This window comes from Glaciecola sp. HTCC2999, assembly GCF_000155775.1.
Taxonomy (GTDB): domain Bacteria; phylum Pseudomonadota; class Gammaproteobacteria; order Enterobacterales; family Alteromonadaceae; genus Opacimonas.
Genome location: NZ_DS989812.1, coordinates 117,727 through 142,461, shown reverse-complemented (window position 1 = coordinate 142,461; position 24,735 = coordinate 117,727). Strand labels below are relative to the sequence as shown.

The window sequence follows — 24,735 nt, the reverse complement described above, 5'->3', positions numbered from 1 at the left end:
TCATTAATAATATAGTGGTAAATTTAGCGACCGGGTAGTTTTTTCCACGTCACCGTATCACGCACATACTGAGGCTGGGCATCTTCAACCGCCACACCTTTATTTTGAGCAAAAGCGTCTTCGACTAATGGCAGCATAAAACGCGCATTAGGTAGAGTAATGACAATCGGGCCGGGTAATAGTTCAGCAAACGTCGTATATGCTTCCCAGCCTGTGCCGACTAACGCTATCTTGCCATCAGCCAGCTGTTGTTTCAGGTGTCCTATTTGCCCATCCATCTGAGATAAAGCCACTTCTGGTGGGATCACCTGCTCATTACCTTGTAACACGACTAGACCTTTTTCGATACGATATTGGGCAAAATAAACTTCATCCATTCGCGCATCAATAGCCGCATATACAGTCTCTAATTCTGGTGCTTGAGTAAATGCCTCTTGCGCCATAGCGGCTAAGGTAGAGACACCCACCACTGGAATATCTAAACCTAACGCTAGCCCTTGGGTCATGCCCATAGCAATGCGAACGCCGGTAAAAGAACCTGGACCATGCCCAAAACCAATCCCTTGGATTGCTGATTTTGCCATTCCCGCCTCATCTAAGACAGCTTGTAGCATCGGTAAGATATTGACTGATTGTTGCTGTGGCGACACAGTGAACTGCCCTACCACAGTATCGTTATAATTCACCGCGACCGAACATGCTTCGGTGGCAGTATCAAGCACTACAATATTCATGTATCTTCAGGTTCCACTAGAGAAGTTAAAAAGGCTGTTGCTTTACTTAGTTGTCGAGTGCGGCGCATTGGCGGTAAACTCGATAAAAATATCTTACCATAATCTTTTGTCACAAGACGACTATCACAAATCACCAACACCCCTTTATCCGTTTCATCCCGAATTAGGCGCCCGGCACCCTGTTTTAAAGTAATAACCGCTTGGGGGATTTGCACATGCATAAACGGGTTTTTGCCGCGCTTTTGTGCATCTTCAACTTTCGCCTGTAACAGTGGATCATCAGGGGATGCAAACGGAAGTTTATCAATTAACACACATAACAAATCGTCTCCGCGTACATCGACCCCTTCCCAAAATGCGCCCGTGGCAAGTAGGACTGCTGATTTATTTTCAATATAGCGGTCTAATAACGCCTGTTTGGTTGTCGTCCCTTGCACCAGTAATTCATTATCAATGTGTGTTTCTAGCGCGTTAGCGACTTCTCGCAACATCGCATGGGACGTAAACAGTAAAAAACATCGACCTTGCGCCGCAGCGATGAGCTCTATAGATACGCGAATTAACGTCTCTTTCATTGCAAAATTTGATGGTTCAGGCAAATAATGTGGTACACACAACATCGCTTGGGCTGCATAATCAAACGGACTTTCCAACGCTAATGTTTGGGCCTGGGTTAAGCCCATATGCTCAGTAAAATGGCTAAAGCCGTTATCTACCATTAACGTTGCTGACGTAAACACCCAAGTTCGGCGAGGCTGAGTAACGATACCATTAAATTTTTCGGCAATACTCAACGGGGTTAAATGCAAGACCACTTGTTTAGGAGTAGTTTCATACCATAGTGACACACCAGGGGTGGAAACATCGATGACCTCTTTAAGATTTGCTTTGGCTTGCGCTAAACGTTCATAAATATTATCCAGTTCTTTATCACGCCCTAAATGAACCTTGAGTACCGCCACCAGACTTTTCAATGTATCGGCTAAACGCTCTAGTCCAGTCGCCACTTTATCGTCATTGAGGATATGTTTGAGTTTGCCTTTTTGCGATTTCTCCGGAAAATTTAAGCGTAAATCAGTCGCGATATCGGCAAGTTTTCGCGCAGTCTTATTCACCTGTTCAATATCTTTTAGGCTGGTGCGAAATAACCCATAAATATCTTTGGCCACATCATGTAATAAGCGGGTAGAGAATTGCTTACCAAAATACTCACTGGCAATATCGCCAATTTGATGTGCTTCATCAAAGATTATCGCATCCGCTTCAGGGATCAATTCCCCAAACCCCGTATCCTTGAGTGCTAAGTCGGCAAAGAATAAATGATGGTTCACCACAATGACATCGGCATCGAGCGCTTCGGTGCGCGCTTTGACTAAATAGCACCCTTCAAAATCAGGGCATTCTTTCCCTAAACAATTCTCAGCTGTCGAGGTGACATAAGGGATCACTTTTGCATTTTCAGGGATGGTTTTTAATTCGCCAATGTCGCCGGTTTTCGTCGTCACTGACCAGTGTCTGACTTGCGAGTATTCATGTAATGTTTCAGGATCTAAAAAGGTATTACTGCCCGAAAACTGCGCTAAGCGATGTTGGCATAGATAATTCGCACGTCCTTTGAGTAATGCAGTTTGTTTATAACTACCTAAGGCTTCCTTAACAATGGGTAAATCACGATGGAATAGTTGTTCTTGGAGATTTTTAGTCCCCGTAGAGATGATGGTTTTACCTTCGTTGAGTAAGGCTGGCACTAAATAAGCAAAGGTTTTACCCGTCCCCGTACCCGCTTCTACCACGAGTTGCTGTTTTTTAGCCATCGCTTGATTCACAGCATTCGCCATTTGCGTCTGGGCATCACGCGGGGAGAAACCGGGGATCACATCAGCCAATAAACCCTCTTTAGCAAATACAGACGCTATTTTTTTCATGCTGCCCCATCGTTTGCAAATAAGTGGTGAGATTATGCATGTTCACAATCAAAAATCCTACTGCCCAAGCGTATTGTTTGTTAAGCACATACAAAAAACCCGTTAACAGCAAGCTATTAACGGGTTTTTAATTATTATCTAATCAGATAACAACAAGCGATTGCTTATAGTTTGTCCGCATTTTCTGATAAGTATGCTGCAACACCTTCAGTGCTTGCATCCATACCTTTATCACCGTCTTGCCAGCCAGCAGGACATACTTCACCGTGTTCTTGAGTGAAGTTTAATGCATCTACCATACGTAACATTTCATCAACGTTACGGCCTAATGGTAAATCGTTAACCACTTGGTGACGTACTTGTAAATCTTCATCGATAAGGAATGATGCACGGAAAGCAACACCCGCTTCTGGATGCTCAACATCATATGCCTGGCAAATTTCATGCTTAGTATCAGCTACTAGCGTATATTTAACCGGGCCAATACCGCCATCATTGATAGCAGTGTTACGCCATGCGTTGTGGCTGAACTGTGAGTCAATAGACACACCGATCACTTCAACACCACGCTTAGTAAATTCTTCAAGACGCTTATCAAATGCAATAAGTTCTGAAGGACATACGAAGGTGAAATCTAACGGATAGAAAAAGATAACGGCTTTTTTGCCTTTAACTGCTTCGCTTAATGTAAATGAATCAACGATTTCGCCTGAACCTAAAACTGCAGCAGCTGTAAAATCAGGAGCAGCGCGACCTACTAAAACACCCATAAGGATCTCCAATATTGGTTAGTTTATTATTGTTAAAAAGTAACGAATTAATCATACGTTAGGATTAGATATAAGGTTTAAAAATCCTTTATCAAGTCGCATAAAAAACAAATATATAAAAAATAACAAATAAATGTTTGCATTAAGTGCAAATGAGAACTATTATTATTAACATAAAGATTTAAGGAAATTCTCGATGTTTGTATGTATGTGTTACCAGGTCACCGATAAAGACATAAAGCGTGCTGTATCAGAGCATGGTGTCGGTAATTTACGAGAGCTCAAACAACATATCAACCTCGGTGGAAATTGTGGAAAATGCATATCAATGGCCCAAGAGTTAATTGATAACTACATCGTTGATGAAAGTTTGTTTAAAGACGTAGGCTAGTTTCATTCTTCTCTCATTCGTATGAAATAAACTTACGCACAAACAAAAGCCCCGAATCAAGCAATTGAATCGGGGCTTTTTTATTACATCAAACGGATATTTTATTCTGCAGCGTCTTCGTCGCTAGCATATTTAGCTGCCGTTTCTTTTATTAATGGTTGCAGCTCACCCTGTTGCATCATTTCCATAATGATGTCACAACCACCGACTAACTCACCGTCTACCCATAGCTGTGGGAAAGTTGGCCAGTTCGCAAACTTAGGTAATTCAGCACGAATATCAGGGTTTTGTAAGATATCGACGAACGCAAATTGTTCACCACATTGCATTAGCGCTTGAGAAGCTTGTGATGAAAAGCCACAGCTAGGTAATTTAGGTGAGCCTTTCATGTAAAGTAAGATTGGGTTTTCACTGATTTGTTGTTGGATCTTTTCAACGGTTTCCATAAGTACTCTCTAATTAATCTGAATTAAAATTGATATGGGTATTATGCCAGTCAATTTCAACAAACCCCATCCAAAATTGAACTTATTTATAGGAATTACATATATGATAGTGTTGTTTAGTTTACGAAAGTTATTAATATAAACTTGTAAACTGTCAGACAATCCTTATATTACCTTCAGTTACCAATTATATTGGTTTGCTTGATAACCACATTTTATTACGACGAATGGAGAACATCATGGCTTTTGAATTGCCTGCACTACCTTACGAAAAAAATGCACTTGAACCGCACATTTCTGCGGAAACTTTAGATTTTCACCACGGCAAACATCACGCGACTTACGTGGCTAAACTTAACGGTTTAGTTGAAGGCACTGAGCTTGCAGAGAAAAGCTTAGAAGAGATCATCAAATCTTCTGACGGTGGCGTGTTTAACAATGCTGCGCAAATCTGGAACCACACATTTTATTGGAACAGCCTTAGCCCAAATGGTGGCGGCGAGCCAACTGGCGAGCTAGCTGACGCAATCAATGCAAAATGGGGTTCATTTGCAGACTTTAAAGCGGCGTTTAACGACAAAGCGGTCAACAACTTTGGTTCTAGCTGGACTTGGTTAGTGAAAACGGCTGACGGTACGTTAGATATCGTTAACACGTCTAACGCAGGTACACCGATCACTGATGATTTAGTGCCACTATTAACGGTTGACCTTTGGGAACACGCTTACTACATCGATTACCGCAATGTTCGTCCTAATTACTTAGAAGGTTTCTGGGCATTAGCGAACTGGGAATTTGCAGCTGCAAATTTATCAGCATAATCGACATGTGACATTCATGTAGCATACGATGGTGTGCTACATGTTGTCCGTCACAAAAAAAACGCCAAGTCATAATCACTTGGCGTTTTTTTTATGGATAAGCGTGTATTCAACACCTTTGTCTAACATCAGCATGATTATGCGTTAGGGATAGCTCCAGCGATGACAGGAGTAGACGATGTCACCCCTGCATTTTGACCACGGTGACGTAACAAGTGGTCCATGATCACAATCGCAGCCATTGCTTCAGCAATCGGAACCGCACGGATACCTACACAAGGGTCATGACGACCTTTGGTGATCACATCAGTTAATTCACCATCTACGGTAATCGTTTCACCTGGTACAGTGATCGACGATGTCGGTTTCAATGCCATATGCACTAGCACATCTTGACCGGTAGAAATACCACCCAACACACCACCGGCATGGTTAGTGGCAAAGCCATCTGGCGTCATTTTATCGCGATGTTCACTGCCTTTTTGATTAATCACATCAAAGCCATCCCCGATTTCAACGCCTTTAACCGCATTGATCCCCATCATGGCATGCGCTAAATCTGCATCCAAACGATCAAAAACAGGTTCACCCAGCCCCACTGGCATATTGGTAATTTGCACAGAGACTTTCGCACCAATCGAATCACCCGATTTCTTCAAATCACGCATGTACTGGTCAAGCTCATCGAGCTTGTTTGGATCAGGACAAAAGAAGGGATTTGTGTTCGTCACACTATGATCAATGACTTCAGCACAAACCGGCCCTAGTTGGGATAAATACCCAAGCACTTCAATACCAAATTCTTGTTTTAAGTATTTCTTCGCAATGGCGCCTGCAGCAACTCGAATCGCCGTTTCACGTGCCGAACTGCGTCCACCACCGCGATAATCGCGTGTACCAAATTTTTGCTGATAGGTATAATCAGCGTGCCCCGGACGAAAACGATCGGCAATTTTAGAGTAATCTTGGCTGCGCTGATCTTTATTTTTAATCAGTACACCAATACTCGTACCGGTAGTGACCCCATCAAATACGCCTGATAAAATTTGTACTTCATCATCCTCACGACGCGCCGTCGTATAACGAGAGGTACCAGGTTTACGGCGATCTAAATCCACCTGCATATCTTCTTCTGTGAGTGCCATCCCCGGAGGACAACCATCTATCACACCGCCAATAGCGATGCCATGTGACTCACCAAATGTAGTCACGGTAAACATACGACCAAAAGTATTGCCTGCCACGATAATTCCTTACTGTTGTTGCCAGTAATCAACTAGTGTTTGCCGAGCAACAGCAAAGACACCTTGACCACCTAATTCAAATTCAATCCACTGCACATTCAAGCCTGGAAAACGTTGTTCCATGTGTACAGATGAATTACCCACTTCGACAAATAACCAACCTTCAGGTGATAAGTGTTGTGGCGCTTGTTCTAAAATAGTTTGGACAATATCCAACCCATCATGACCGGCAGCTAACGCTAACGACGGTTCATGTAAAAATTCTTGTGGTAAATCCGACATGTCTTCTGCATCCACATAAGGCGGATTAGACACGATCAAATCATAAGTTTGTCCCATGACGCCAGAAAACACATCTGATTGCACCGGATAAACTCGTTCCGTCAAACCATGTTCATCAATATTGAGACTCGCCACCTCGAGTGCATCTTCAGAGATATCCAACGCATCGACTTGTGCATGAGGAAACTGATGCGCTAACGCAATCGCGATACATCCGCCACCAGTGCATAAATCCATAATCAACTGAGGTGGTTGAGATAACCAGGGTGTAAATTCATCATGAATGAGTTCAGCAAACGGAGAACGCGGGATTAACACACGATGGTCCACATAAAACGGGAAACCCGCAAACCAGGCTTGGTGAGTTAAATAGGGTAATGGTTCAAGGGTATTAATGCGCTCAGTCAGTAGGTTGACCACTTGCTCTTTCTCGCGCTGAACTAGACGTGCTTGAAGGATAAGGTTATCCGTGTGCTGAGCCATATCAGGTGCCAAAGCACAGCTAAACAGCACAATCGCCATGGCCTCATCCCACGCATTATCGGTACCATGACCAAAATAAACATCGGCTTGATTAAGTTCAGAGGTACAATAACGCACCCAATCTAATACGGTATGTAATTGCGCGTAATCGTCTGAGACAAAACTGTATGGAGTACTCATAGATAATGGAATGTACTTGTTGCGGCTAATATAGTGTTTATAATACCTCAAAAGTGCGAAATCGGCATGCGGAATTTACTCTGATATTAGGTTTTTGATGAAAACAAATTTAACCAAAGGTGAGATCAAAGCATTTTTACGTGAACAACGTCAGCCTGGTCAGCCGACCAATGCGAGTTTTGCGTCACCCACAAGTAACACCACCCAAGTAGAACCGGAGTTACCTGAACCGAATTTCAAAGACTTATACCAAGACGTGACTCCCTTGCATCAAGATACAATCACGCCAACATCACTGAACTCAAAGCTAAGCGCCACTCATGAAAAACGTCAAGCGGCGACATTAGTCAAACAACAACAGGCAGAGTTTACCTTCAGCGACGGATTTGAAGGTTATTTTGGTGATACCGATGCGGTTGCTTGGCATCAGGGTGACAAGTCCCATGCTCGACTGTTAAAGCGTCTTAAACGCGGTGATTTCATCCCTGATTGGGAATTAGATTGCCATGGGATGACAAAGGCCAATGCAAAAGCTGAGCTTGCCGCACTACTTAGTAAAGCGTATAAAGATAATTGTGCATGCGTATCCATCATGCATGGACACGGGGCTGGTATCTTAAAACAAGCCATCCCCAATTACTTGATCCAATATCCCCATATCATTGCCTTTTGCCATGCACCAAAGCAATGGGGAGGGAAAGCCACTATTCTGGCGTTAATCAATGTGCCAGATCTCAACCAATTTGAGTAAGTGAACCCCTATTTACATACCTTATACGAACAATTATTTATGCTCATCAGCACTGTTATGGATAAACATGTACGCATAATATGAACACATTATGACCATGATAACGATACCGAGAATAGAACCCCATGCGACGGGGTCAGTTAAGAGTAATTGCAACATAAATCACCTATACGGGTTAGTTAAATTCATACTTTGAGTATAGGAAATGTCACTTTTAAGAATATTGATCTACATCAAATAATCCCTTGCCACCTAACCAGGTTCAGAGAGTTATTTGATATAGGTCAAGGAACTATCAGATGGTGCTAGTATTAGAAAAATAACTTCATGAACCAACCACGGTTAAGTTCATCTTCACACTGCTTGAGCTGTCCAGCATATTTTAAAGACCGGGCCTTCACCTTATTAGCCACGCCCACTAACCAGCGTTTTTTATTATATGTTTGACGCTTATATCCGCCCCACCCTTCATGATAATTAAGGTATTGCGCATAGGCGTCCCATTTAGAAACACCGTTGATACGATGGGATTGGGTAATAAACCACCCCATAAAATCAATCGCATCAGCAAAGTCATCTCGATCAGCACCGCTATTACCCGTGGCGTTGATATAATCTTCCCAGGTCATGGTTTTGGCTTGAGAATAACCATAAGCACTTGATACTCGCCCCCAAGGAATAAGGCCAAACAAGATATAATCTTTGGGTGGTTGCGCTTGAGCTTTGAACGAACTCTCTTGGTACATCATCGCCATAGGCACATGAATAGGCACGCCATATTCTTCATTCATATCAACTGCGGCATCATACCAATCATCTTTTTCAAAAAATATCGCACATAAATCATCAGGTTGTTTGGGCGGAGAAACGCTACACCCCCCTAGAATAAAGGCCAGAGCAAATAGACTAAAAAACATCGATATTTTTGATAATTTATTTTGAACTTTCATCATTTTGCATGCTCTATTTATATGTAGTGTGTTTCCCTAGAGTATTATGGCCTGATCTTGAATCAGGCTTTTTTTTGTCTAGTGTTTCACGATATGCGCTTTAGTAATTAAAATACGTGTTTAGATATGTCGCAAAATCAACCGTATCTTCCTGCTCTATCGCATGTTGTTGTGATATCGAGCGCAGACACATATCATCAAATTCAGCTTGAGTGTAATGCACATAGTCGCGCGCGAGTAACTGTTGTTTGTGTTGCTCAGCTAAGCGTTTGCCAAAATGTGAATTATCTTCATTCTCTGTAATCATCGTATTTAACATCATTCCTGATGGCGTTAAATTCGGATCCTTTACTTTTTTGAGTTCGTGAGCCAAGGCGTTGGAATATTCGTGACATCCATTCGCTTTATCTAAGACATGGGCAATCTGCGTCATTTCCATAAACATGTCATTAGCTAAATCCGTTAACTTCATTGGTTTTTCAGCTGTGGCCAACGTCAATTCAGGATCACGTCCACGCAGTACTACCGCGGTAAGGTTGTCTTCAGTTTGTTTGTATTCTGCAGTAGAAAGTGGCGCACTCGGCTTATATAAGCAATACAACAAAAACACATCTAAAAAGTACACTTGGGTGGCATTCACCCCGATCATAGAATATGGATCTAAGTCCAATGCACGCACTTCAATATACTCAACGCCTCTTGATGATAACGCGTCCGTAGGCTTTTCCCCTGAACGGGCAATTTGTTTTGGCCTAATAGGCGAATACAACTCATTTTCAATTTGCAGGACATTGGCGTTCAATTGCTGATAATTCCCATTTTCACCGGCGGGTATATTGGCATATTGGGCTGAAGGCGTTTGAATCGCTTGGCGAACTGACGCCACATAACTAGGTAAACTGTTATAACAAATATTCAGCGAAGATTGCGCTGAATTGGTATAGCCTAAATCAGACATGCGCAGTGATGTGGCATAAGGTAGATATGACGTCCCCTTACCTAGCGTCTTGAAATCATACGTCGTGACTCGGTCTTGTAAAAAAGAGCGACAAATAGCAGGTGATGCGCCGTACAAATAAGGAATGATCCAACACATACGACGATAATTTCGGATCAAAGCAAAATAGCTATCAGAAATGACATCTTGATCAGCCACTTGGCCATGCATTTCTCCCCAAATATCCCAGAATGATGAGGGTAATGAAAAGTTAAAATGCACACCGGATATCGCTTGCATCATACTGCCATAACGATTTTTGAGGCCCACACGATACACGTGTTTCATTTTACCCACATTCGAAGTGCCATAATGAGCCAGTACAATGTCATCTTCATCACCCACGAAACACGGCATGGATAACGGCCAAATTTGTTCTTGGTCAATCTGCAAATATACGTGCGAATGTATATCAGATAACTGGGATAACGTTGTTGCCACTGAGATATTTGGTGGCGTGATAAATTCCAACAAACTTTCAGAAAAGTCTGTCGTAATACATTCATGGGTAAGCGCGGAACCTAATGCCGATGGATGAGGCAATTGGGATAAGCTGCCATCTGCAGCAACGCGTAATCCTTCTCGCTCAATACCATGTTGAATGCCACGTAATGCATCGAGATTTTGGTGTTCGGATAAAAAAAGTACTCGTTGCGCAAAAGATGCCGTATCTGATATCAAAATAGAATCCATTTAGTCAATGACGCGGTGTATTTATATATTCGATCATAAGCAATAAAACAGTATTAATATAGTATAAATTAAAAGAATTCTGGAAATTGAGGATAATTTCGCTACTATAAGAGCCATCTCTATTCTTTTATCATCTGCTATGACTATTTTTGACACTGATTTCGCTATTTCACAACTCAACGGTAACCATGATTTATTGTGCCGCCTTCTTAACAAATTTATCGACGATTACCGCGATACATACAACACCGTAAGCGGACTAGTTGCAGCACAAAACTATTCGGAAGCCACGATGCTAGTACATACTGTTAAAGGTATTACTGGTAATTTAGGTATGAAAGCGCTTCATGAAGAAAGTAACATCTTAGAGCAAGCATGCAAATCAGGTAATGTTGAGCCCGCACAAATGACGTCCTTTAGCGAAAGCTTAAATGATACTATCAGTGCTATCGAACAATATATCAACGAGTAACGAGCTCCCCGCCGATGCAAGTGCTCTATGACCATTCGGATTTTTTCATCATTGCCAAACCTCAAGGCGTCACGATGCATGAGGCATCCAATGGTTTACCTGCCGTTTTGCCGTTGTTTAAAGCAGCCTTGGCTAACATGGCATATCCTGAAGCACAATACGCGCATTTACATTTAGTCCATCGATTAGATGATCATACTTCTGGATGTTTGATCATTGCTAAACATGCCGTGGCGGCAGAACGCTTTCGCGAATTATTCAGTCAACAACGTATTCAAAAATATTATGTGGCATTAAGTCATGCAAAAGGAAAACGCAAAGCAGGTTGGGTAAAGGGTGACATGGTCAACAAACGAAAGGGGCAATGGGTCCTGACTAAGTCGGTTGAGCGTCCTGCTATCTCCTATTTTTTTCGGCAAGGTCTGGGAAATGGGTTATATTTATTTTGGGTGAAACCTTTCAGTGGTAAAACCCACCAGGTCCGAGTGGCCTTAAAAAGCAATGGCAGTGGGATCTTAGGCGACCCTCAATATAGCTCAGAACCTGCACAACGCATGTATCTTCACGCATTTGCTCTGGACTTTATATATGATGATGAGCCGATCCAGATTCATTGTCCGGTCGATCATATTGAACCACACGAAAACGATACCGATTCGTGGTTCCACGATCCGCACATCATTAATGCCATTACCCCTGACATCATGCACTCATTCAATTGGCCATTACAACCATGAGCGCAAACACTACCACCGATATTCATATTATAGGCCAAGGCAGTATTGGTGCGCTGCTTTCAGTCAATGCTTTGCTACAAGGCTTTCATGTCAAACACTATATCAAGTCCTCTGCATTGCAGCATCCTCCTGTCAACGTACGATGGCTAGACGAGCAGACCTATGGTTTATCTCAAGGGACACTATTGAGTGAACAAGAGACGCTTTCAGGTATTGTGATTATTCCGGTCAAAGCTTACCAAGTGGCTCAGGTATTAGCAGAATTGTCGCCGCGCTTAGCCTGTGACGCGACCATTGTATTGTTACATAATGGCATGGGCAGTATTGAGCTGGCTCAAACACTATTTCCACAGCATGTTATCATCGCTGCCACCACCACGTTGGCAGGGTTTAAACGAGATAATATTGTTACCCATACTGCATGGGGTGAAACCCAAGCCGGGATCGTGAGTGATCATAAGACAAGCTTACATAAAACGATCATTGATCAGGTGTTACCGAGTGTGACATGGCACGCTGATATATTACCTTCACTCTTTACTAAACTCGCTGTTAATTGCGTGATCAATCCACTCACGGCATTGTTAAATGTGCCCAATGGTGACTTATCATCCACTCATTTACATGACGATATTCATGTCATCATCAACGAGGTGATCGGTGTTGCGCAAGCAAAGGATGTCCATTTAAACGTCACCGAGGTGATAGACACCGTATTTAATGTGATCGATGCGACGCGCAACAATTTTTCGTCCATGCACCAAGATATCGCTCACGGTCGAAAAACAGAAATTGAACATATCAATGGTTATATTGTGAATGTTGGGCATGAATTTGGCGTTGATGTATCGCGCAATCAAGCTTTATTGGAAAATATTCTGGCATTAAAAAAGCCAGTCAATTTCTCAATTGACTAGCTTTAATCTGCTGACATACTACATTCAGTTATGCGTCTTTAAGATCCGCATCAGGCGTATCAGTTGGCACCGGTTTCATGTGTGGGAACAAAATAACGTCTTTGATGGTTGGGCTATCTGAAAATAACATCACCAAACGGTCAATCCCAATCCCCTCACCTGCTGTTGGCGGCATACCATACTCAAGTGCAGTGATATAATCTTCATCAAAATGCATCGCTTCATCATCACCCGCATCTTTTTCTTCAACCTGTTTTTTAAATCGAGCTGCTTGATCTTCTGAATCATTTAACTCTGAGAAACCATTGGCTAATTCACGTCCACCTACGAAAAATTCGAAACGGTCTGTAATGAAATGATTATCATCATTGCGACGCGCCAGTGGCGATACTTCCCATGGGTATTCGGTAATAAAGGTCGGTTGGTCTAATTGTTCTTCAGCAGTCGCTTCAAAAATCTCACAAAGATACTTGCCTGCGCCCCAAATACCATCCACTTCAGGCTCTTTAATATGTAATTGTTTAGCCATGGCTTTAAGCTCATCTAAATGTGCTTCCGGATCATTTATCGCAGCGGCATTCGCCTCTGGCCAATATTTTAAAATCGCATCGCCCATAGATAAACGCTGGAATGGTTGACCAAAGTCATATTCTTTAGTTTCAACAACTTCCCCGTCAGCATTTTTAACCGTGTTTTTCACTATGGTCGTGCCCAAAACATTTTGCGCAAGGTGTTTGAGCATGTCTTCAGTCAAATCCATCAAGTCGTTATAATCAGCGTAGGCTTGATAGAATTCAATCATTGTGAATTCTGGATTGTGACGCGTCGATAAGCCCTCATTTCTGAAATTACGGTTAATTTCAAATACACGTTCAAAACCACCGACCACTAAGCGCTTCAGATATAACTCAGGAGCAATACGTAAATACATATCGATGTCTAACGCATTATGATGCGTTACAAATGGTTTCGCTGTCGCGCCACCGGGGATAACTTGGAGCATCGGCGTTTCGACTTCCATGAAATCACGATCCGCTAAAAATGAACGGATCCCATTCACGATTTTGCTGCGTAATAAAAACGTCGCACGCGTTTCAGGTGAAGTGATCAAATCGACATAACGCTGACGGTATTTAGTTTCTTGGTCAGCTAAACCGTGAAACTTTTCCGGTAATGGACGCAATGATTTGGTCAGTAATTCATACTCATCCATATTGACATATAAATCGCCTTTACCCGATTTATGCACCACGCCTTTCACACCGATAATGTCACCGATATCTAAGCTCCCAAAACGTGCTTTAATGTCTTTTTGGGTATCTTTTGACGCGTATGCTTGGATTTGTCCACTCATGTCTTGAAGTAGTAAAAACGGCCCACGTTTGGCCATAATACGCCCCGCAATACTGGCAGTATGAGCTTGCTCTTCTAAAGTCGGTTTATCAAACTCACCTAACTTCGCTTGAAGATCATCAGCATAGTCTTCACGACGAAAACTATTTGGAAAACCATTGGACTTACATTGTGCTCTAATAGCATCCAATTTAGCACGGCGCTCGGCGACAAGTTTGTTGTCATCTGCATGTTGGTCGGTCATGAGTGTGATTACATCCTACTTCAAAGGTTATAAGCCAGATTTTAAACTAGCTTCAATAAATTTATTTAAATTGCCGTCTAAGACAGCTTGAGTATTACGGGTTTCTACGCCAGTACGTAAGTCTTTGATCCGTGAATCATCTAAGACATAAGAACGGATCTGACTGCCCCAACCGATATCTGATTTACTATCTTCCATCGCTTGTTTTTCTTCGTTTTGTTTTTGTAGCTCATATTCATACAGCTTCGCTTTGAGCTGTTTGAATGCTTGGTCTTTGTTTTTATGCTGGGAACGGTCGTTTTGACACTGCACCACGATATTCGTAGGTAAATGGGTGATCCTTACCGCAGAGTCCGTTCGGTTAACGTGCTGACCACCGGCACCTGATGCCCGATAAGTATCAATCCGTAAATCCGATGGATTAATATCAATGTCAATATCATCGTTAATTTCAGGATAAATAAACGCGGACGCAAATGACGTATGGCGACGATTACCTGAATCAAACGGTGACTTTCGCACTAAACGATGAACACCGGTTTCGGTTCTTAACCAGCCGAAAGCATATTCACCACCAAAACGGATGGTGGCTGACTTTATCCCTGCCACATCACCATCAGAGACTTCAATTAGTTCAGTCTTAAAGCCATTTTCTTCACCCCAACGTAAATACATACGTAACAGCATGTTCGCCCAGTCTTGAGCTTCAGTGCCACCAGAACCCGATTGAATATCCAAATAACAGTCGTTACCGTCATTCGGTTTGGCAAACATACGGCGAAATTCCAGTAGCTCAAGATGTTTGATAAGTTCAGCTAATTCCGCTTGAGTTTCAGCAAACGTGTCTTCATCTTCTGCTTCAACCGCTAGCTCAAGTAAGCCTTCCACGTCCTCAACACCTTGATCGAGGATCATAATCGTTTCCACGACTTGCTCTAAAGCAACTTTCTCTTTACCCAGGGCTTGTGCACGGTCCGGTTCATTCCAGACAGCTGAATCTTCTAGTTCGCGATTAACTTCTTCAAGGCGCTCTTGTTTAGCATCAAAGTCAAAGGTACCCCCTAAGCGATAAAGTACGCTCACGGATATCGGCTAAACTCGTCGTAATAGGATTAGTTTCAAACATATAGCTATTAAACAGTGGAAAATTTTGATGCGGAATAATAGCGAATAATGAGTGAAATTGATAGTAAAAAGGCTATTTTTACTACCAATTCACCAGAGTCGACATACCATCAGTCGGACATATAAAGATGCATGCCCTACCACAGATAAACGACTATTTATCGTGTAGTTGCGCGGTAAACTCTGCGGCTAATTTGCCTAATGAGTGTAACTTAGCTATGGTTTTTTCATCACTGACCACACCTTGTTCATCGATTAATGTGTGTACTTTGCTAATCGCTTGCTGTGTTGGATGTACATGCATACCGAGATTGCCCAACAAACTGCGCAAACTGACCAATCCGCGCAATCCACCTAATGCACCAGGTGATGCCGCCATGAGCTGTGCTGTTTTACCACGAAAAGCGGCTAATGGTGCTTCCCCTTCTGCCCCACGAGATGCCCAATCAATCGCATTTTTTAACGCGGCACTAAAGGCTGAATTATATTCAGGACTAGCGATTAATACCCCATCATGTTCTATCAATAATTGTTTAAATGCTTGCGCGGTGTCAGGCATACCCAACTCAGCTTCCACATCTTCACTGAATAATGGTGCGATATAATCGACTAATTGGATAATAGTCACTTCTGCACCATGAGCACGAGCACCCTGTGCAGCACAAGTGACTATTGCCTGATTATGAGAGTCTTTACGTAAGCTGCCACTAAAAGCCAGTAATTTTGCCATGAACATTATCCTCTATTATTACGTGATATTTTCAGCTAATGATGCCTTATGTGAGTCTCTAAAGCACACATCATTCACTGCATTTACATTTTGTCTAATGTCGCAATGCCTAATACATCCAGACCATGGGACAAGGTGTTAGAGCATAGTGCACACAATGCTAAACGCGACGCTTTATCACTTTCACTCACGTCGTCTTTTAGAATGGGGCATGCTTCATAAAACTTCATATATAAACTGGCTAATTCATACAAATAGGTACATAACACATGTGGCGTCGCTTCATGAGCCATCTGCTCAAGCGTATCTTGGTATTGTAATAATTTGGTCGCTAATGCTTTTTCTTGAGGTGCGTTAATCACAATATTTTCGCGGCAATTCTCTAATGTCACATTCGCTTTGTTAAAGATGCTTTGAATACGTGTGAAGGCGTATTGTAAATACGGGGCAGTATTGCCCTCGAAACTCAACATCGCATCCCAATCAAAAATATAGTCCGTCGTGCGGTTTTTACTTAAATCGGCATATTTGACTGCGCCAATACCGATTTTATTCGCCATATCGGCTAACGTATCTGCTGAGAAATCATTATCTCGAGTCGCCAATAGTGTCTGCGCGCGTTCGACCGCTTCATCAAGTAAATCAATCAGCTTCACCGTGCCGCCAGTACGAGTTTTAAACGGCTTACCGTCTTTACCCAGCATCATGCCAAAGGGACAATGCTGATATTGTTCATCCGCAGCTAAAAATCCGGCCTTACGGGCAACAATTTCAGTTTGTTTAAAATGTAATGCCTGACGCGCATCCGTAAAAATCAATGTCCGATGAGCAGCTAATTGCTGCTTACGATAGCGAATTGCTGCTAAATCGGTGGTTGCATATAAATAACCGCCACCGGATTTTTGCACAATATACACCGCAGGCTTACCATTTTTATCCGCTAATTCATCGAGAAAAACGACCTGTGCACCGGCATCTTCTACCGCCACACCTTGGGCTTGTAAGTCGCTGATGACATTGGCTAAATCCGGGTTATAAGCTGATTCGCCCATCACATGTTCCCGAGTTAACGAAACATTCAATTTCTCATACACTTCTTCAGAGTGGGCTATCGAGACATCGATGAAGTTTTGCCATAACGCTAAACAAGCATCGTCCCCGCCTTGTAGCTTGACCACGTATTCACGGGCGCGATCAGCAAACCCCTCTTCCGCATCAAACCGCACTTTAGCTTGGCGGTAGAAATCTTCTAAATCAGACAGGGCCGTTTCTGCCACTTCGTTCGCTTGAAGTTTATCGTTCAAGTGCGCTAGTAACATGCCAAATTGTGTGCCCCAATCGCCCATGTGATTTTGACGCAACACATTGTGCCCCATAAATTCAAGCGCTTTGGCCACCGCATCACCAATAATGGTAGAACGCAAATGGCCCACATGCATTTCTTTTGCGAGGTTAGGTGCGGAGTAATCCACAACAATGTTTTGTTGAGGCTGAGTTTCAATGCCTAAGCGCTCATCTGCCAGTACACGAGAGGCTTGTTGTGCTAACCATTGGCTCGATAAATGAATATTAATGAAACCAGGACCTGCAATCTCGCATTGCTCAGCAATGCCATCGAGGTCGACCACATCTAAAATTTGTTGAGCGACATCACGCGGTGAACAACGCAGGCGTTTGGCTAATCCCATCGCGCCATTAAACTGATATTCACCAAATTCTGGACGGGTACTTTTACTTACAGGCACGGCAGCATCAGCGGCATCGAGTTTGGCTAAGGCTGTAGAAAAACGCTCAACTAAAATAGCTTGAATATTCATAATCGCTCTTTATTGAAAAAATTATTGTTCGCGGGTCGCGGTAAAATTAATATCTGGGTAGCGCTCTAACGCTAATGACAAATTCACCATAGTCGGGGCAATATACGTCAAGTTATCGCCACCATCTAACGCAAGGTTAGCTTGGGCTTTACGACGGAACTCATCGACTTTACGGTCATCCCCATATACCCAACGCGCAGTGGCGACCGACACGTGCTCATAAATCGCATCGACATTATATTCGGCTTTTAAACGCGCAACGACCACATCAAACTGCAACACACCGACCGCACCAACAATCAAATCATTGTTCATCAATGGACGAAATACTTGGACTGCGCCCTCTTCTGATAATTGGATCAGGCCTTTTTGCAACTGTTTCATCTTTAATGGATCTTTGAGACGAATACGCTTAAACAGCTCTGGCGCAAAATTTGGAATACCGGTAAAACGTACGTCTTCTCCAGCCGTAAAGGTATCACCGATGCGGATAGAACCATGATTATGTAAACCAATGATATCGCCAGCATACGCTTCTTCCAATAACGCCCTATCCCCGGCTAAAAACGTTAACGCATCGGAGACGCGGACATCTTTCCCAATTCGGGTGTGACGCATTTTCATCCCTTTGGCATATTTACCTGAAACAATGCGACAAAATGCGATACGGTCCCGGTGTTTCGGATCCATGTTCGCTTGGATTTTGAAAATAAAACCAGTGAACTTTTCTTCTTCGGGATCAACTGTTCTAGCTTCGGTGACACGAGCTTGTGGTTTAGGCGCCCATTCCACTAAACCATCTAACATATGATCGACACCAAAATTACCTAACGCCGTACCAAAAAACACAGGGGTCAGTTGGCCGTCTAAGAATAATTCTTGGTCAAATTCATTTGATGCCCCCATCACTAAGTCGAGCTCGTCACGCAATTGCTCGGCTAAGTCACTACCTATTGCCTCATCCAATTCAGGGTTATTTAATCCTTTAACAATGCGCAATTCTTGGATGGTGTGACCTTGGCCTGTCGCATATAAAATCGTTTCATCGCGGTGAATGTGATACACCCCTTTGAATAATTTACCGCAACCAATTGGCCACGTAATTGGCGCACACGCGATGTTTAACTCAGTTTCCACTTCATCGAGTAGTTCCATTGGATCCAGAATATCGCGGTCAAGTTTATTCATAAACGTGATAATCGGCGTATCACGAAGACGTGTCACTTCCATGAGTTTACGGGTGCGATCTTCGACACCTTTTGCCGCATCTATGACCATTAAACATGAATCGACGGCGGTTAACGTACGATAAGTATCTTCGGAGAAATCTTCGTGTCCAGGAGTATCGAGTAAGTTAACGAGCTTTTGCGCATAAGGAAATTGCATCACAGACGTTGATACCGAAATACCACGTTCTTTTTCCATGTCCATCCAATCTGACTTGGCATGTTGACCGGATTTTTTACCTTTTACCGTACCAGCTTTTTGTAAAGCGTTACCAAATAATAGGACTTTTTCAGTGATCGTGGTTTTACCCGCATCCGGGTGAGAAATGATTGCGAACGTTCTTCGCTTATTGATTTCATTCAGAAAATCGGCATTTGCCATGTCTGTATATTCCTTTTTCGTCCTATGTTCGAAGGGACAAAAATTAAGTTATCTGTGTGTGTCGATATGCAAATAAACAGCTAAGAACAGTGTTTATAAAACAAGTGAAAAACACATTCAAAAAATTGGGTGCTTATTGGGTGCGTGAGTATAGCAAAATAATTAAAAACTATAAATTAAACCTGACAAATGTTGGTTAAATAGTTAACACAATTTAATAGCTAATCGTTATACTAAAGGATATACTCAGTCTCAAATGCTCGAACCAATATGAAAGGAGTCATCATTGAAATCAGAGCCATTATTCTTGAAAATTGCTTTTCCTACATTTTTAATTTCACTTTTCTTTATCTCTGTGATTTATTTTCAGGTTATGCAGGAACGTAAAAATAACCAAAATTTTCAAATTAACCAAGTTAAACACCAGGTTGCGCTGTTAAAATACATCGTTGAAGATGAACTTAATAGTGTCGAACAAGACCTGATTTTATTGAGTAACGAATCCGTTTTCACACAATACCTGGCCCAATCGACTGAGTCTGCTCAAGCCGCTATCGAGCTATCTTGGCAGAATATGCTAGCGGCACATTCCAATATTCAACAAATACGCTTTATTGATAGAAGCGGTATTGAACAAATTCGAGTTGAACGCCATCGCTTAACCCAGCAAATCGTTACCTCTGACGACAAACAAAATAAGCTCAACCGTAACTATGTGCAAGCCGGATTCGAGCTTGTCGATAGAGATATTATGACGTCTGAATTTGACCTTAATAAAGAGTTCGGAGTAATTGAACGTCCACTCAATCCCACAATACGATTTATCAAACGCTTTGATAAAGCCGGGGAACAATCCGGTATATTAGTGATTAATTATTCCTCTAGTGCATTATTTGATGAATTAGATACTCTCATCAATCATCGAGTCAGTATATTGAACTCCCAAGGCTATTACCTGCAAAATAACGACGTTAGTAAAAATTGGGGATGGCTGCTAAATCGCACCGATGCCAATTTAGCAAAAGAGTCACCACAATTATGGCAAACTATCTCACAACTGACTGATTCAACCACTCATTTTGATGACAATACCGTTTATGGGAAAATCAAACTGGATACAGAAAAAGAGAAAAGTGAATATCCGACGTTACTATATACTTACTCACTCACCGATAATATCACTGAAGCATCTTCAATTAATCAGACCTTGATTGCGCTTATTGTCATATCTATAGTATTGTTTCTTGGCACCATGTTAGCGGTTTATTTGAGTTTGAAAAATTTGGCAATCCAACGTGATATTGCCGCTACTGCAAATCAAAATGCGCAACGGGCACTTGAGGCTAAAAGTACATTTTTAGCCAACATGAGTCATGAAATTCGGACCCCACTGAACGGGATAATGGGCTTCTTTCAATTACTCGAACTTGAATCATTAAATAAAAAACAACACGAATTTGCCCAAAACGGATTAAAGTCCACTCGTTTACTTTCTCAAATTGTCAATGACATACTTGATTACAGTAAACTTGAAGCGAATAAAGTGACATTACAAAAATCGGTATTTTCTCTAGAAATGATGATTAATGACATAGGTTCACTCATGTCTAGTTCATTGAATGAGAAACGTCTCGAACTATGGTTAGATATCGACCAGAATATGAATATGAATATGAATATTTTGGGCGATGAGACACGCCTGCGTCAAGTCCTAATTAACCTTGTCAGTAATGCGATTAAATTTACTGACGAGGGTTTTGTCAAAATCAAATTAACCCAAACAGCCCTTTCTGATGATCATATGACCGTTAAGTTTGAAGTCAGTGATTCGGGTATTGGGATTAATCAAGAGCAACAATCGCGGATCTTTGAAAGTTTTGAACAGGCCAATATGAATACCACCAAAAAATATGGTGGAACAGGGCTTGGACTTAACATTTGTCAAAGTATTTTGTTATTGATGGGAAGCTCGTTAGCAGTGTCATCCGAACCCATGGTAGGCTCGACATTCTGGTTCGAGCTTAACTTCAAAAAAGCCGACTCGGAAAATCTGCATTTATCCAATAGCACAACGCAATATGTCAACGAGCATTTACTCAAACAACAGAACATATTATTTTATTCTGAAAATGCCATTGGTAAAGATATCTTTGATCATATCTGTGACAACTTTAAGTGGCAATGTCTGCACGCGTCTTCTACTGACCAAGTATTAACGATACTCGACGAGAGTATAAGCAATGAAGATCACCCTACGATTAATGTTGTGGTGGTTGATAAATACGAAATAAATGACAGCACGTGGGATGAGTTACGCCTTATCAAACAGCAAATCACGAGTGATGACGGACCGTTGATTTATTTAATGTGTACATTAAGTAGCGACCTAAGTTCAGAGCTTGAAGATTATCAACAAGTCCTTATCGATGGATATTTTATTAAACCCATCACCCCATCTAATTTTTATGAAGAAATTGCCTCTCAGCTGCTCGATAAATACGATAATCAACCAGCGGCTGGCCATATTCAATATGATTTTTCTCAACTTCATATACTCTTGGTTGAAGATAACTTTATCAATCAAGAAGTGGCTAGAAACATGTTGGAAAATTTACACATTAAAGTAAGTATTGTTGAAGACGGTCAACAAGCAGTCGAAACATTGACTGCACAGCCGCACGAATTTGATATTATTTTTATGGATATGCAGATGCCTGTCATGGATGGTATCGCTGCGACAAAGTTTATTCGTCATACGCTAAATTTAACTGACGTCCCCATTATTGCGATGACAGCGAATGCCATGGTGTCCGACCAAAAAACCTGTCGAGATGCCGGAATGAATGATCATTTAGCCAAACCATTTGATCTGGATATGCTAACAGAAATCATTATTGCGAACTTGCCCAACGCATAATCAGCGCATCTTCTCTGGTGGAGGTGACGAGTCCATTTATCGGTAGACTGGGGTAATACCCTTTACGGCGGTCTATTTGTGTAAAACCATGGCGAGTGTAGAGTGATTGTGCGGGCAGATTAGTCTCTCTTACTTCTAAAAATATCTCATCTACTGCTAATTCTTGTGCTTGCTTGAGCATATATTCAAGCATCGCATGTCCATATCCTTGTGACTGATACTCGGGATGAATCGCAATTTCTTCTAAGGTCCATTCTTTGAATTGTGGTGTCATCAAGGTTTGTACAATACATAACCCTATACAGCGTTTTTCAATACATAATTGCCATGCTAGGTTAGGAGGAGTAAGCGCATCTAAAAACGTGGCTTGGCTCCAAGTGCCCGGTTGAACCGATTCCATGATGGTATATGCACTCGGCGCATCATGCATGCTTAATGGTGTAATTTGAATATCAGGCATGGCCATGTAGTGCTTTGAGCAGCATGGGTTTATCGCTCGTTGAGAACGGATAAGGTAAGGTAACAAGATCTTTAGCCACCGTTATCTCAGTCCCGAAATTCACGCTCACATCCACGCCCAATGCAATCTGGATATCACGTATCAGCCTATCTGGCACCTGAGGATAGGTTTTCTGAGGGGGTAATTCTTGTGGAGCGAGTTCCTGAGTAGGTAATTCCTGTGTGGCTAGTTCCTGAGGAGCTAATTCCTGAGGAGCTGGCACGGGTGTCTCAACTTCATGTGTAGAAGCAAGATCATGATCAGATGAGTTATGACGTTCTGCGTATTGCTGAATACCTAGCGCTTGAAGCATCGCTTGTTGATATAATGACATTATGAGCTCTTAGTCGAAAAAACATGCTGTTGCCAACACATAGCAACAGCAAAAGAGTACATCAAGGCTTAGTTGAGCGCAATCACTTCCCATTCACCAACATTCACCGCAACCACTTTGACTTTGGTCTGTGCAGCAATGGTCTGGGTGCTGACTAAACGCCATTGAATTCCTGAATACTTATAGCTGACATCCTTACCTGGACTGAGTTCTTCGGATAATATAAATGTAAACCCAACCAAATCAGAACTCACCGCTTTATCATTTTGTGTATTTTGTAGCTGTTTAAACGGCTTCCACAAAATAAGCGCTAATACGGCAGTGACAATAGCGATCATCAAGGTGGCATCGAGAATATTGGCACTGATCACCCCCATATACATGGTGATACTGGTGATAATAGTCGCCGCCCCTAGCATAAACAAAATAATCGTCGAAAAGCTCAATACCGTGACTTCGATAATTAAAATAATCAAACCAATGATGAATAAGGTTTCTGCTAAATTATGCGTGAGCCAGTTCATGCTTGACCACCCTTATTTAACGTATTAATAATACTCGTCGCTTGAGCCACTAAGCTGCTTGCATCGGTAGCATTATCTGGTAATAAAATCACCGAAGATTCTTTGGCAATGGCTTGTTTAGCTTCAATCGCTTTGGTCGCTAAGTCTAATTGTATGGCTTTTTGACCTTCGACAGTGTTGGCTTGTTGACCAACTTTTGCCAATGCTTCGGCTTGCGCTTCAGCCACCGCAACAATCGCTTTGGCCTCACCTTCTGCACGGAGAATTTGCTCTGCACGGTCAGCTTCTGCGGCTAAGACTTGTGATTGTTTTTCACCTTCAGCACGGTTAATCGCCGCTTGACGATCTCCTTCAGACTCTAATATTTGGGCACGTTTAACCCGTTCTGCTTTCATTTGCGCTTCCATCGCTTCCATGACGGAGGATGGTGGAGTAATGTCTTTGATCTCGTAGCGAAGGACTTGGATCCCCCAAGGGCTCGACGCTTCATTGATGGCTGAGACGATATTCGCATTTAGCATATCGCGCTCCTCAAAGGTCTTATCTAATTCCATTTTACCCAGTTCTGAACGCATGGTGGTTTGTGCCAACTGCGTTACCGCAAAGACATAATCATCGACGCCATACGTGGCTTTTTTCGGGTCAAGCACTCGAAAATACAGTACACCGTCAACCGATAAGCTGATGTTATCTTTCGTAATGGCGGATTGCTCCGGCACGTCCACGGCTTGCTCTTTTAAACTGCGATCTGCCGCCACGGTATCAATAAAAGGCACTAGGAAGTCAACCCG

25 protein-coding genes are annotated in these 24,735 nt (G+C 42.3%); 7 read left to right on the top strand and 18 right to left on the bottom strand.

Translation table 11 applies throughout. The features are described from left to right. Window positions 1-23: 23 nt before the first annotated feature. The 3 genes from tsaB to G2999_RS06945 all read right to left on the bottom strand — a co-directional run bounded on the left by tsaB (window position 24) and on the right by G2999_RS06945 (window position 3,429). Window positions 24-734: a tRNA (adenosine(37)-N6)-threonylcarbamoyltransferase complex dimerization subunit type 1 TsaB gene (gene tsaB / locus G2999_RS06955; RefSeq protein ID WP_010180113.1), complete on the bottom strand. Its 711-nt coding sequence runs from the start codon at window positions 732-734 to the stop codon at window positions 24-26. Beyond that, window positions 731-2,659, bottom strand: a complete 1,929-nt coding sequence (locus G2999_RS06950; RefSeq protein WP_010180110.1) for an ATP-dependent DNA helicase — start codon at window positions 2,657-2,659, stop codon at window positions 731-733. Before G2999_RS06950 ends, tsaB begins: the two co-directional genes overlap by 4 nt. Before the next feature lie 164 nt (window positions 2,660-2,823). Continuing rightward, a complete protein-coding gene (locus G2999_RS06945) occupies window positions 2,824-3,429 on the bottom strand; it encodes a peroxiredoxin (RefSeq protein ID WP_010180109.1) in 606 nt (201 codons plus the stop codon). A gap of 196 nt (window positions 3,430-3,625) precedes the next feature. Here G2999_RS06945 and G2999_RS06940 point away from each other — a divergent pair, with 196 nt between their 5' ends. Further along, window positions 3,626-3,820 (top strand): (2Fe-2S)-binding protein, encoded by a 195-nt coding sequence (locus G2999_RS06940; RefSeq protein WP_010180107.1) that lies wholly within the window; start codon window positions 3,626-3,628, stop codon window positions 3,818-3,820. A 101-nt stretch (window positions 3,821-3,921) separates the two neighbouring features. Here the strand turns inward: G2999_RS06940 and G2999_RS06935 are convergent, their stop codons facing one another. Further along, window positions 3,922-4,266, bottom strand: a complete 345-nt coding sequence (locus G2999_RS06935) for a Grx4 family monothiol glutaredoxin (protein WP_010180105.1) — start codon at window positions 4,264-4,266, stop codon at window positions 3,922-3,924. Window positions 4,267-4,505: 239 nt separating this feature from the next. On the opposite strand from G2999_RS06935, the gene sodB reads away from it, so the two are divergent. After that, window positions 4,506-5,087 carry a superoxide dismutase [Fe] gene (gene sodB / locus G2999_RS06930; protein ID WP_010180103.1) on the top strand — a complete coding sequence of 194 codons (582 nt, stop codon included), beginning with the start codon at window positions 4,506-4,508 and terminating at the stop codon, window positions 5,085-5,087. Window positions 5,088-5,224: 137 nt separating this feature from the next. Here the strand turns inward: sodB and aroC are convergent, their stop codons facing one another. Both aroC and prmB read right to left on the bottom strand, forming a co-directional pair. Beyond that, window positions 5,225-6,331, bottom strand: a complete 1,107-nt coding sequence (gene aroC, locus G2999_RS06925; RefSeq protein WP_010180101.1) for a chorismate synthase — start codon at window positions 6,329-6,331, stop codon at window positions 5,225-5,227. Window positions 6,332-6,340: 9 nt separating this feature from the next. Then, entirely contained in the window at window positions 6,341-7,276 is a 936-nt protein-coding gene (gene prmB / locus G2999_RS06920) for a 50S ribosomal protein L3 N(5)-glutamine methyltransferase (protein WP_010180099.1), read from the bottom strand. 97 nt (window positions 7,277-7,373) lie between these two features. Between prmB and smrB the strand changes: the two genes are divergently transcribed. Then, window positions 7,374-8,027 (top strand): endonuclease SmrB, encoded by a 654-nt coding sequence (gene smrB, locus G2999_RS12090; protein ID WP_010180096.1) that lies wholly within the window; start codon window positions 7,374-7,376, stop codon window positions 8,025-8,027. Between the two features lie 33 nt (window positions 8,028-8,060). Here the strand turns inward: smrB and G2999_RS12830 are convergent, their stop codons facing one another. From G2999_RS12830 to gshA, 3 genes are all read right to left on the bottom strand, one after another. After that, window positions 8,061-8,186, bottom strand: a complete 126-nt coding sequence (locus tag G2999_RS12830) for a DUF3149 domain-containing protein (RefSeq protein WP_010180094.1) — start codon at window positions 8,184-8,186, stop codon at window positions 8,061-8,063. A gap of 152 nt (window positions 8,187-8,338) precedes the next feature. Then, window positions 8,339-8,944, bottom strand: coding sequence for a hypothetical protein (locus tag G2999_RS06905; RefSeq protein ID WP_232222433.1), 606 nt, complete (start codon window positions 8,942-8,944; stop codon window positions 8,339-8,341). A 133-nt stretch (window positions 8,945-9,077) separates the two neighbouring features. Then, entirely contained in the window at window positions 9,078-10,655 is a 1,578-nt protein-coding gene (gene gshA / locus G2999_RS06900; protein ID WP_010180090.1) for a glutamate--cysteine ligase, read from the bottom strand. A 151-nt stretch (window positions 10,656-10,806) separates the two neighbouring features. Here gshA and G2999_RS12085 point away from each other — a divergent pair, with 151 nt between their 5' ends. From G2999_RS12085 to G2999_RS06885, 3 genes are read left to right on the top strand one after another with little or no spacing between them, the layout of a single operon-like run. Next, entirely contained in the window at window positions 10,807-11,139 is a 333-nt protein-coding gene (locus G2999_RS12085; RefSeq protein ID WP_010180088.1) for an Hpt domain-containing protein, read from the top strand. 14 nt (window positions 11,140-11,153) lie between these two features. Then, window positions 11,154-11,876, top strand: a complete 723-nt coding sequence (locus tag G2999_RS06890) for a pseudouridine synthase (protein ID WP_010180086.1) — start codon at window positions 11,154-11,156, stop codon at window positions 11,874-11,876. Then, a complete protein-coding gene (locus G2999_RS06885) occupies window positions 11,873-12,793 on the top strand; it encodes a ketopantoate reductase family protein (RefSeq protein WP_010180085.1) in 921 nt (306 codons plus the stop codon). Before G2999_RS06890 ends, G2999_RS06885 begins: the two co-directional genes overlap by 4 nt. Before the next feature lie 28 nt (window positions 12,794-12,821). On the opposite strand, the gene lysS is transcribed toward G2999_RS06885, so the two are convergent. The 5 genes from lysS to prfC all read right to left on the bottom strand — a co-directional run bounded on the left by lysS (window position 12,822) and on the right by prfC (window position 19,670). Further along, entirely contained in the window at window positions 12,822-14,390 is a 1,569-nt protein-coding gene (gene lysS / locus G2999_RS06880; protein ID WP_010180083.1) for a lysine--tRNA ligase, read from the bottom strand. Window positions 14,391-14,417: 27 nt separating this feature from the next. Next, window positions 14,418-15,516, bottom strand: a protein-coding gene (gene prfB / locus G2999_RS06875; protein WP_156780236.1) for a peptide chain release factor 2 whose coding sequence is annotated in 2 segments (ribosomal slippage) — window positions 14,418-15,440 and window positions 15,442-15,516 — 1,098 coding nt in all. Because the reading frame shifts where the segments join, the coding sequence is not laid out codon by codon here. Between the two features lie 153 nt (window positions 15,517-15,669). Next, on the bottom strand, window positions 15,670-16,245 hold the full coding sequence (locus tag G2999_RS06870; RefSeq protein ID WP_010180080.1) for an NADPH-dependent FMN reductase: 576 nt from the start codon (window positions 16,243-16,245) through the stop codon (window positions 15,670-15,672). Window positions 16,246-16,328: 83 nt separating this feature from the next. Then, complete coding sequence (gene argS / locus G2999_RS06865; protein ID WP_010180078.1) at window positions 16,329-18,062, bottom strand: arginine--tRNA ligase; 1,734 nt, start codon at window positions 18,060-18,062, stop codon at window positions 16,329-16,331. Between the two features lie 21 nt (window positions 18,063-18,083). Next, the gene (gene prfC / locus G2999_RS06860) at window positions 18,084-19,670 is read right to left on the bottom strand and encodes a peptide chain release factor 3 (RefSeq protein ID WP_010180076.1); all 1,587 of its coding nucleotides are present in this window, start codon (window positions 19,668-19,670) and stop codon (window positions 18,084-18,086) included. A gap of 286 nt (window positions 19,671-19,956) precedes the next feature. On the opposite strand from prfC, the gene G2999_RS06855 reads away from it, so the two are divergent. Then, complete coding sequence (locus G2999_RS06855) at window positions 19,957-22,587, top strand: hybrid sensor histidine kinase/response regulator (protein WP_010180073.1); 2,631 nt, start codon at window positions 19,957-19,959, stop codon at window positions 22,585-22,587. Here the strand turns inward: G2999_RS06855 and rimI are convergent. The 4 genes from rimI to G2999_RS12080 form a co-directional block, all read right to left on the bottom strand. Next, entirely contained in the window at window positions 22,562-23,047 is a 486-nt protein-coding gene (gene rimI / locus G2999_RS06850) for a ribosomal protein S18-alanine N-acetyltransferase (RefSeq protein ID WP_010180071.1), read from the bottom strand. The two genes, G2999_RS06855 and rimI, sit on opposite strands and share 26 nt — an antisense overlap. Next, entirely contained in the window at window positions 23,040-23,420 is a 381-nt protein-coding gene (locus G2999_RS06845; protein WP_010180069.1) for a hypothetical protein, read from the bottom strand. Before G2999_RS06845 ends, rimI begins: the two co-directional genes overlap by 8 nt. A gap of 68 nt (window positions 23,421-23,488) precedes the next feature. Further along, a complete protein-coding gene (locus G2999_RS06840) occupies window positions 23,489-23,944 on the bottom strand; it encodes an NfeD family protein (protein ID WP_010180068.1) in 456 nt (151 codons plus the stop codon). Next, window positions 23,941-24,735: SPFH domain-containing protein (locus G2999_RS12080; RefSeq protein ID WP_010180065.1), on the bottom strand; the 795-nt coding region annotated here is incomplete at its 5' end. The genes G2999_RS06840 and G2999_RS12080, both read right to left, overlap by 4 nt.

What these genes read in the sequence shown, in the direction of transcription:
- prfC (WP_010180076.1), bottom strand. Translation starts at nt 19,670, where the DNA reads ATGGCAAATGCCGATTTTCTGAATGAAATCAATAAGCGAAGAACGTTC.
- G2999_RS12830 (WP_010180094.1), bottom strand. Translation starts at nt 8,186, where the DNA reads ATGTTGCAATTACTCTTAACTGACCCCGTCGCATGGGGTTCTATTCTC.
- smrB (WP_010180096.1), top strand. Translation starts at nt 7,374, where the DNA reads ATGAAAACAAATTTAACCAAAGGTGAGATCAAAGCATTTTTACGTGAA.
- G2999_RS06840 (WP_010180068.1), bottom strand. Translation starts at nt 23,944, where the DNA reads ATGAACTGGCTCACGCATAATTTAGCAGAAACCTTATTCATCATTGGT.
- G2999_RS06940 (WP_010180107.1), top strand. Translation starts at nt 3,626, where the DNA reads ATGTTTGTATGTATGTGTTACCAGGTCACCGATAAAGACATAAAGCGT.
- G2999_RS06885 (WP_010180085.1), top strand. Translation starts at nt 11,873, where the DNA reads ATGAGCGCAAACACTACCACCGATATTCATATTATAGGCCAAGGCAGT.
- G2999_RS12085 (WP_010180088.1), top strand. Translation starts at nt 10,807, where the DNA reads ATGACTATTTTTGACACTGATTTCGCTATTTCACAACTCAACGGTAAC.
- G2999_RS06845 (WP_010180069.1), bottom strand. Translation starts at nt 23,420, where the DNA reads ATGTCATTATATCAACAAGCGATGCTTCAAGCGCTAGGTATTCAGCAA.
- G2999_RS06890 (WP_010180086.1), top strand. Translation starts at nt 11,154, where the DNA reads ATGCAAGTGCTCTATGACCATTCGGATTTTTTCATCATTGCCAAACCT.
- prmB (WP_010180099.1), bottom strand. Translation starts at nt 7,276, where the DNA reads ATGAGTACTCCATACAGTTTTGTCTCAGACGATTACGCGCAATTACAT.
- G2999_RS06945 (WP_010180109.1), bottom strand. Translation starts at nt 3,429, where the DNA reads ATGGGTGTTTTAGTAGGTCGCGCTGCTCCTGATTTTACAGCTGCTGCA.
- lysS (WP_010180083.1), bottom strand. Translation starts at nt 14,390, where the DNA reads ATGACCGACCAACATGCAGATGACAACAAACTTGTCGCCGAGCGCCGT.
- argS (WP_010180078.1), bottom strand. Translation starts at nt 18,062, where the DNA reads ATGAATATTCAAGCTATTTTAGTTGAGCGTTTTTCTACAGCCTTAGCC.
- G2999_RS06950 (WP_010180110.1), bottom strand. Translation starts at nt 2,659, where the DNA reads ATGAAAAAAATAGCGTCTGTATTTGCTAAAGAGGGTTTATTGGCTGAT.
- G2999_RS06935 (WP_010180105.1), bottom strand. Translation starts at nt 4,266, where the DNA reads ATGGAAACCGTTGAAAAGATCCAACAACAAATCAGTGAAAACCCAATC.
- G2999_RS06905 (WP_232222433.1), bottom strand. Translation starts at nt 8,944, where the DNA reads ATGTTTTTTAGTCTATTTGCTCTGGCCTTTATTCTAGGGGGGTGTAGC.
- rimI (WP_010180071.1), bottom strand. Translation starts at nt 23,047, where the DNA reads ATGCCTGATATTCAAATTACACCATTAAGCATGCATGATGCGCCGAGT.
- tsaB (WP_010180113.1), bottom strand. Translation starts at nt 734, where the DNA reads ATGAATATTGTAGTGCTTGATACTGCCACCGAAGCATGTTCGGTCGCG.
- sodB (WP_010180103.1), top strand. Translation starts at nt 4,506, where the DNA reads ATGGCTTTTGAATTGCCTGCACTACCTTACGAAAAAAATGCACTTGAA.
- G2999_RS06870 (WP_010180080.1), bottom strand. Translation starts at nt 16,245, where the DNA reads ATGGCAAAATTACTGGCTTTTAGTGGCAGCTTACGTAAAGACTCTCAT.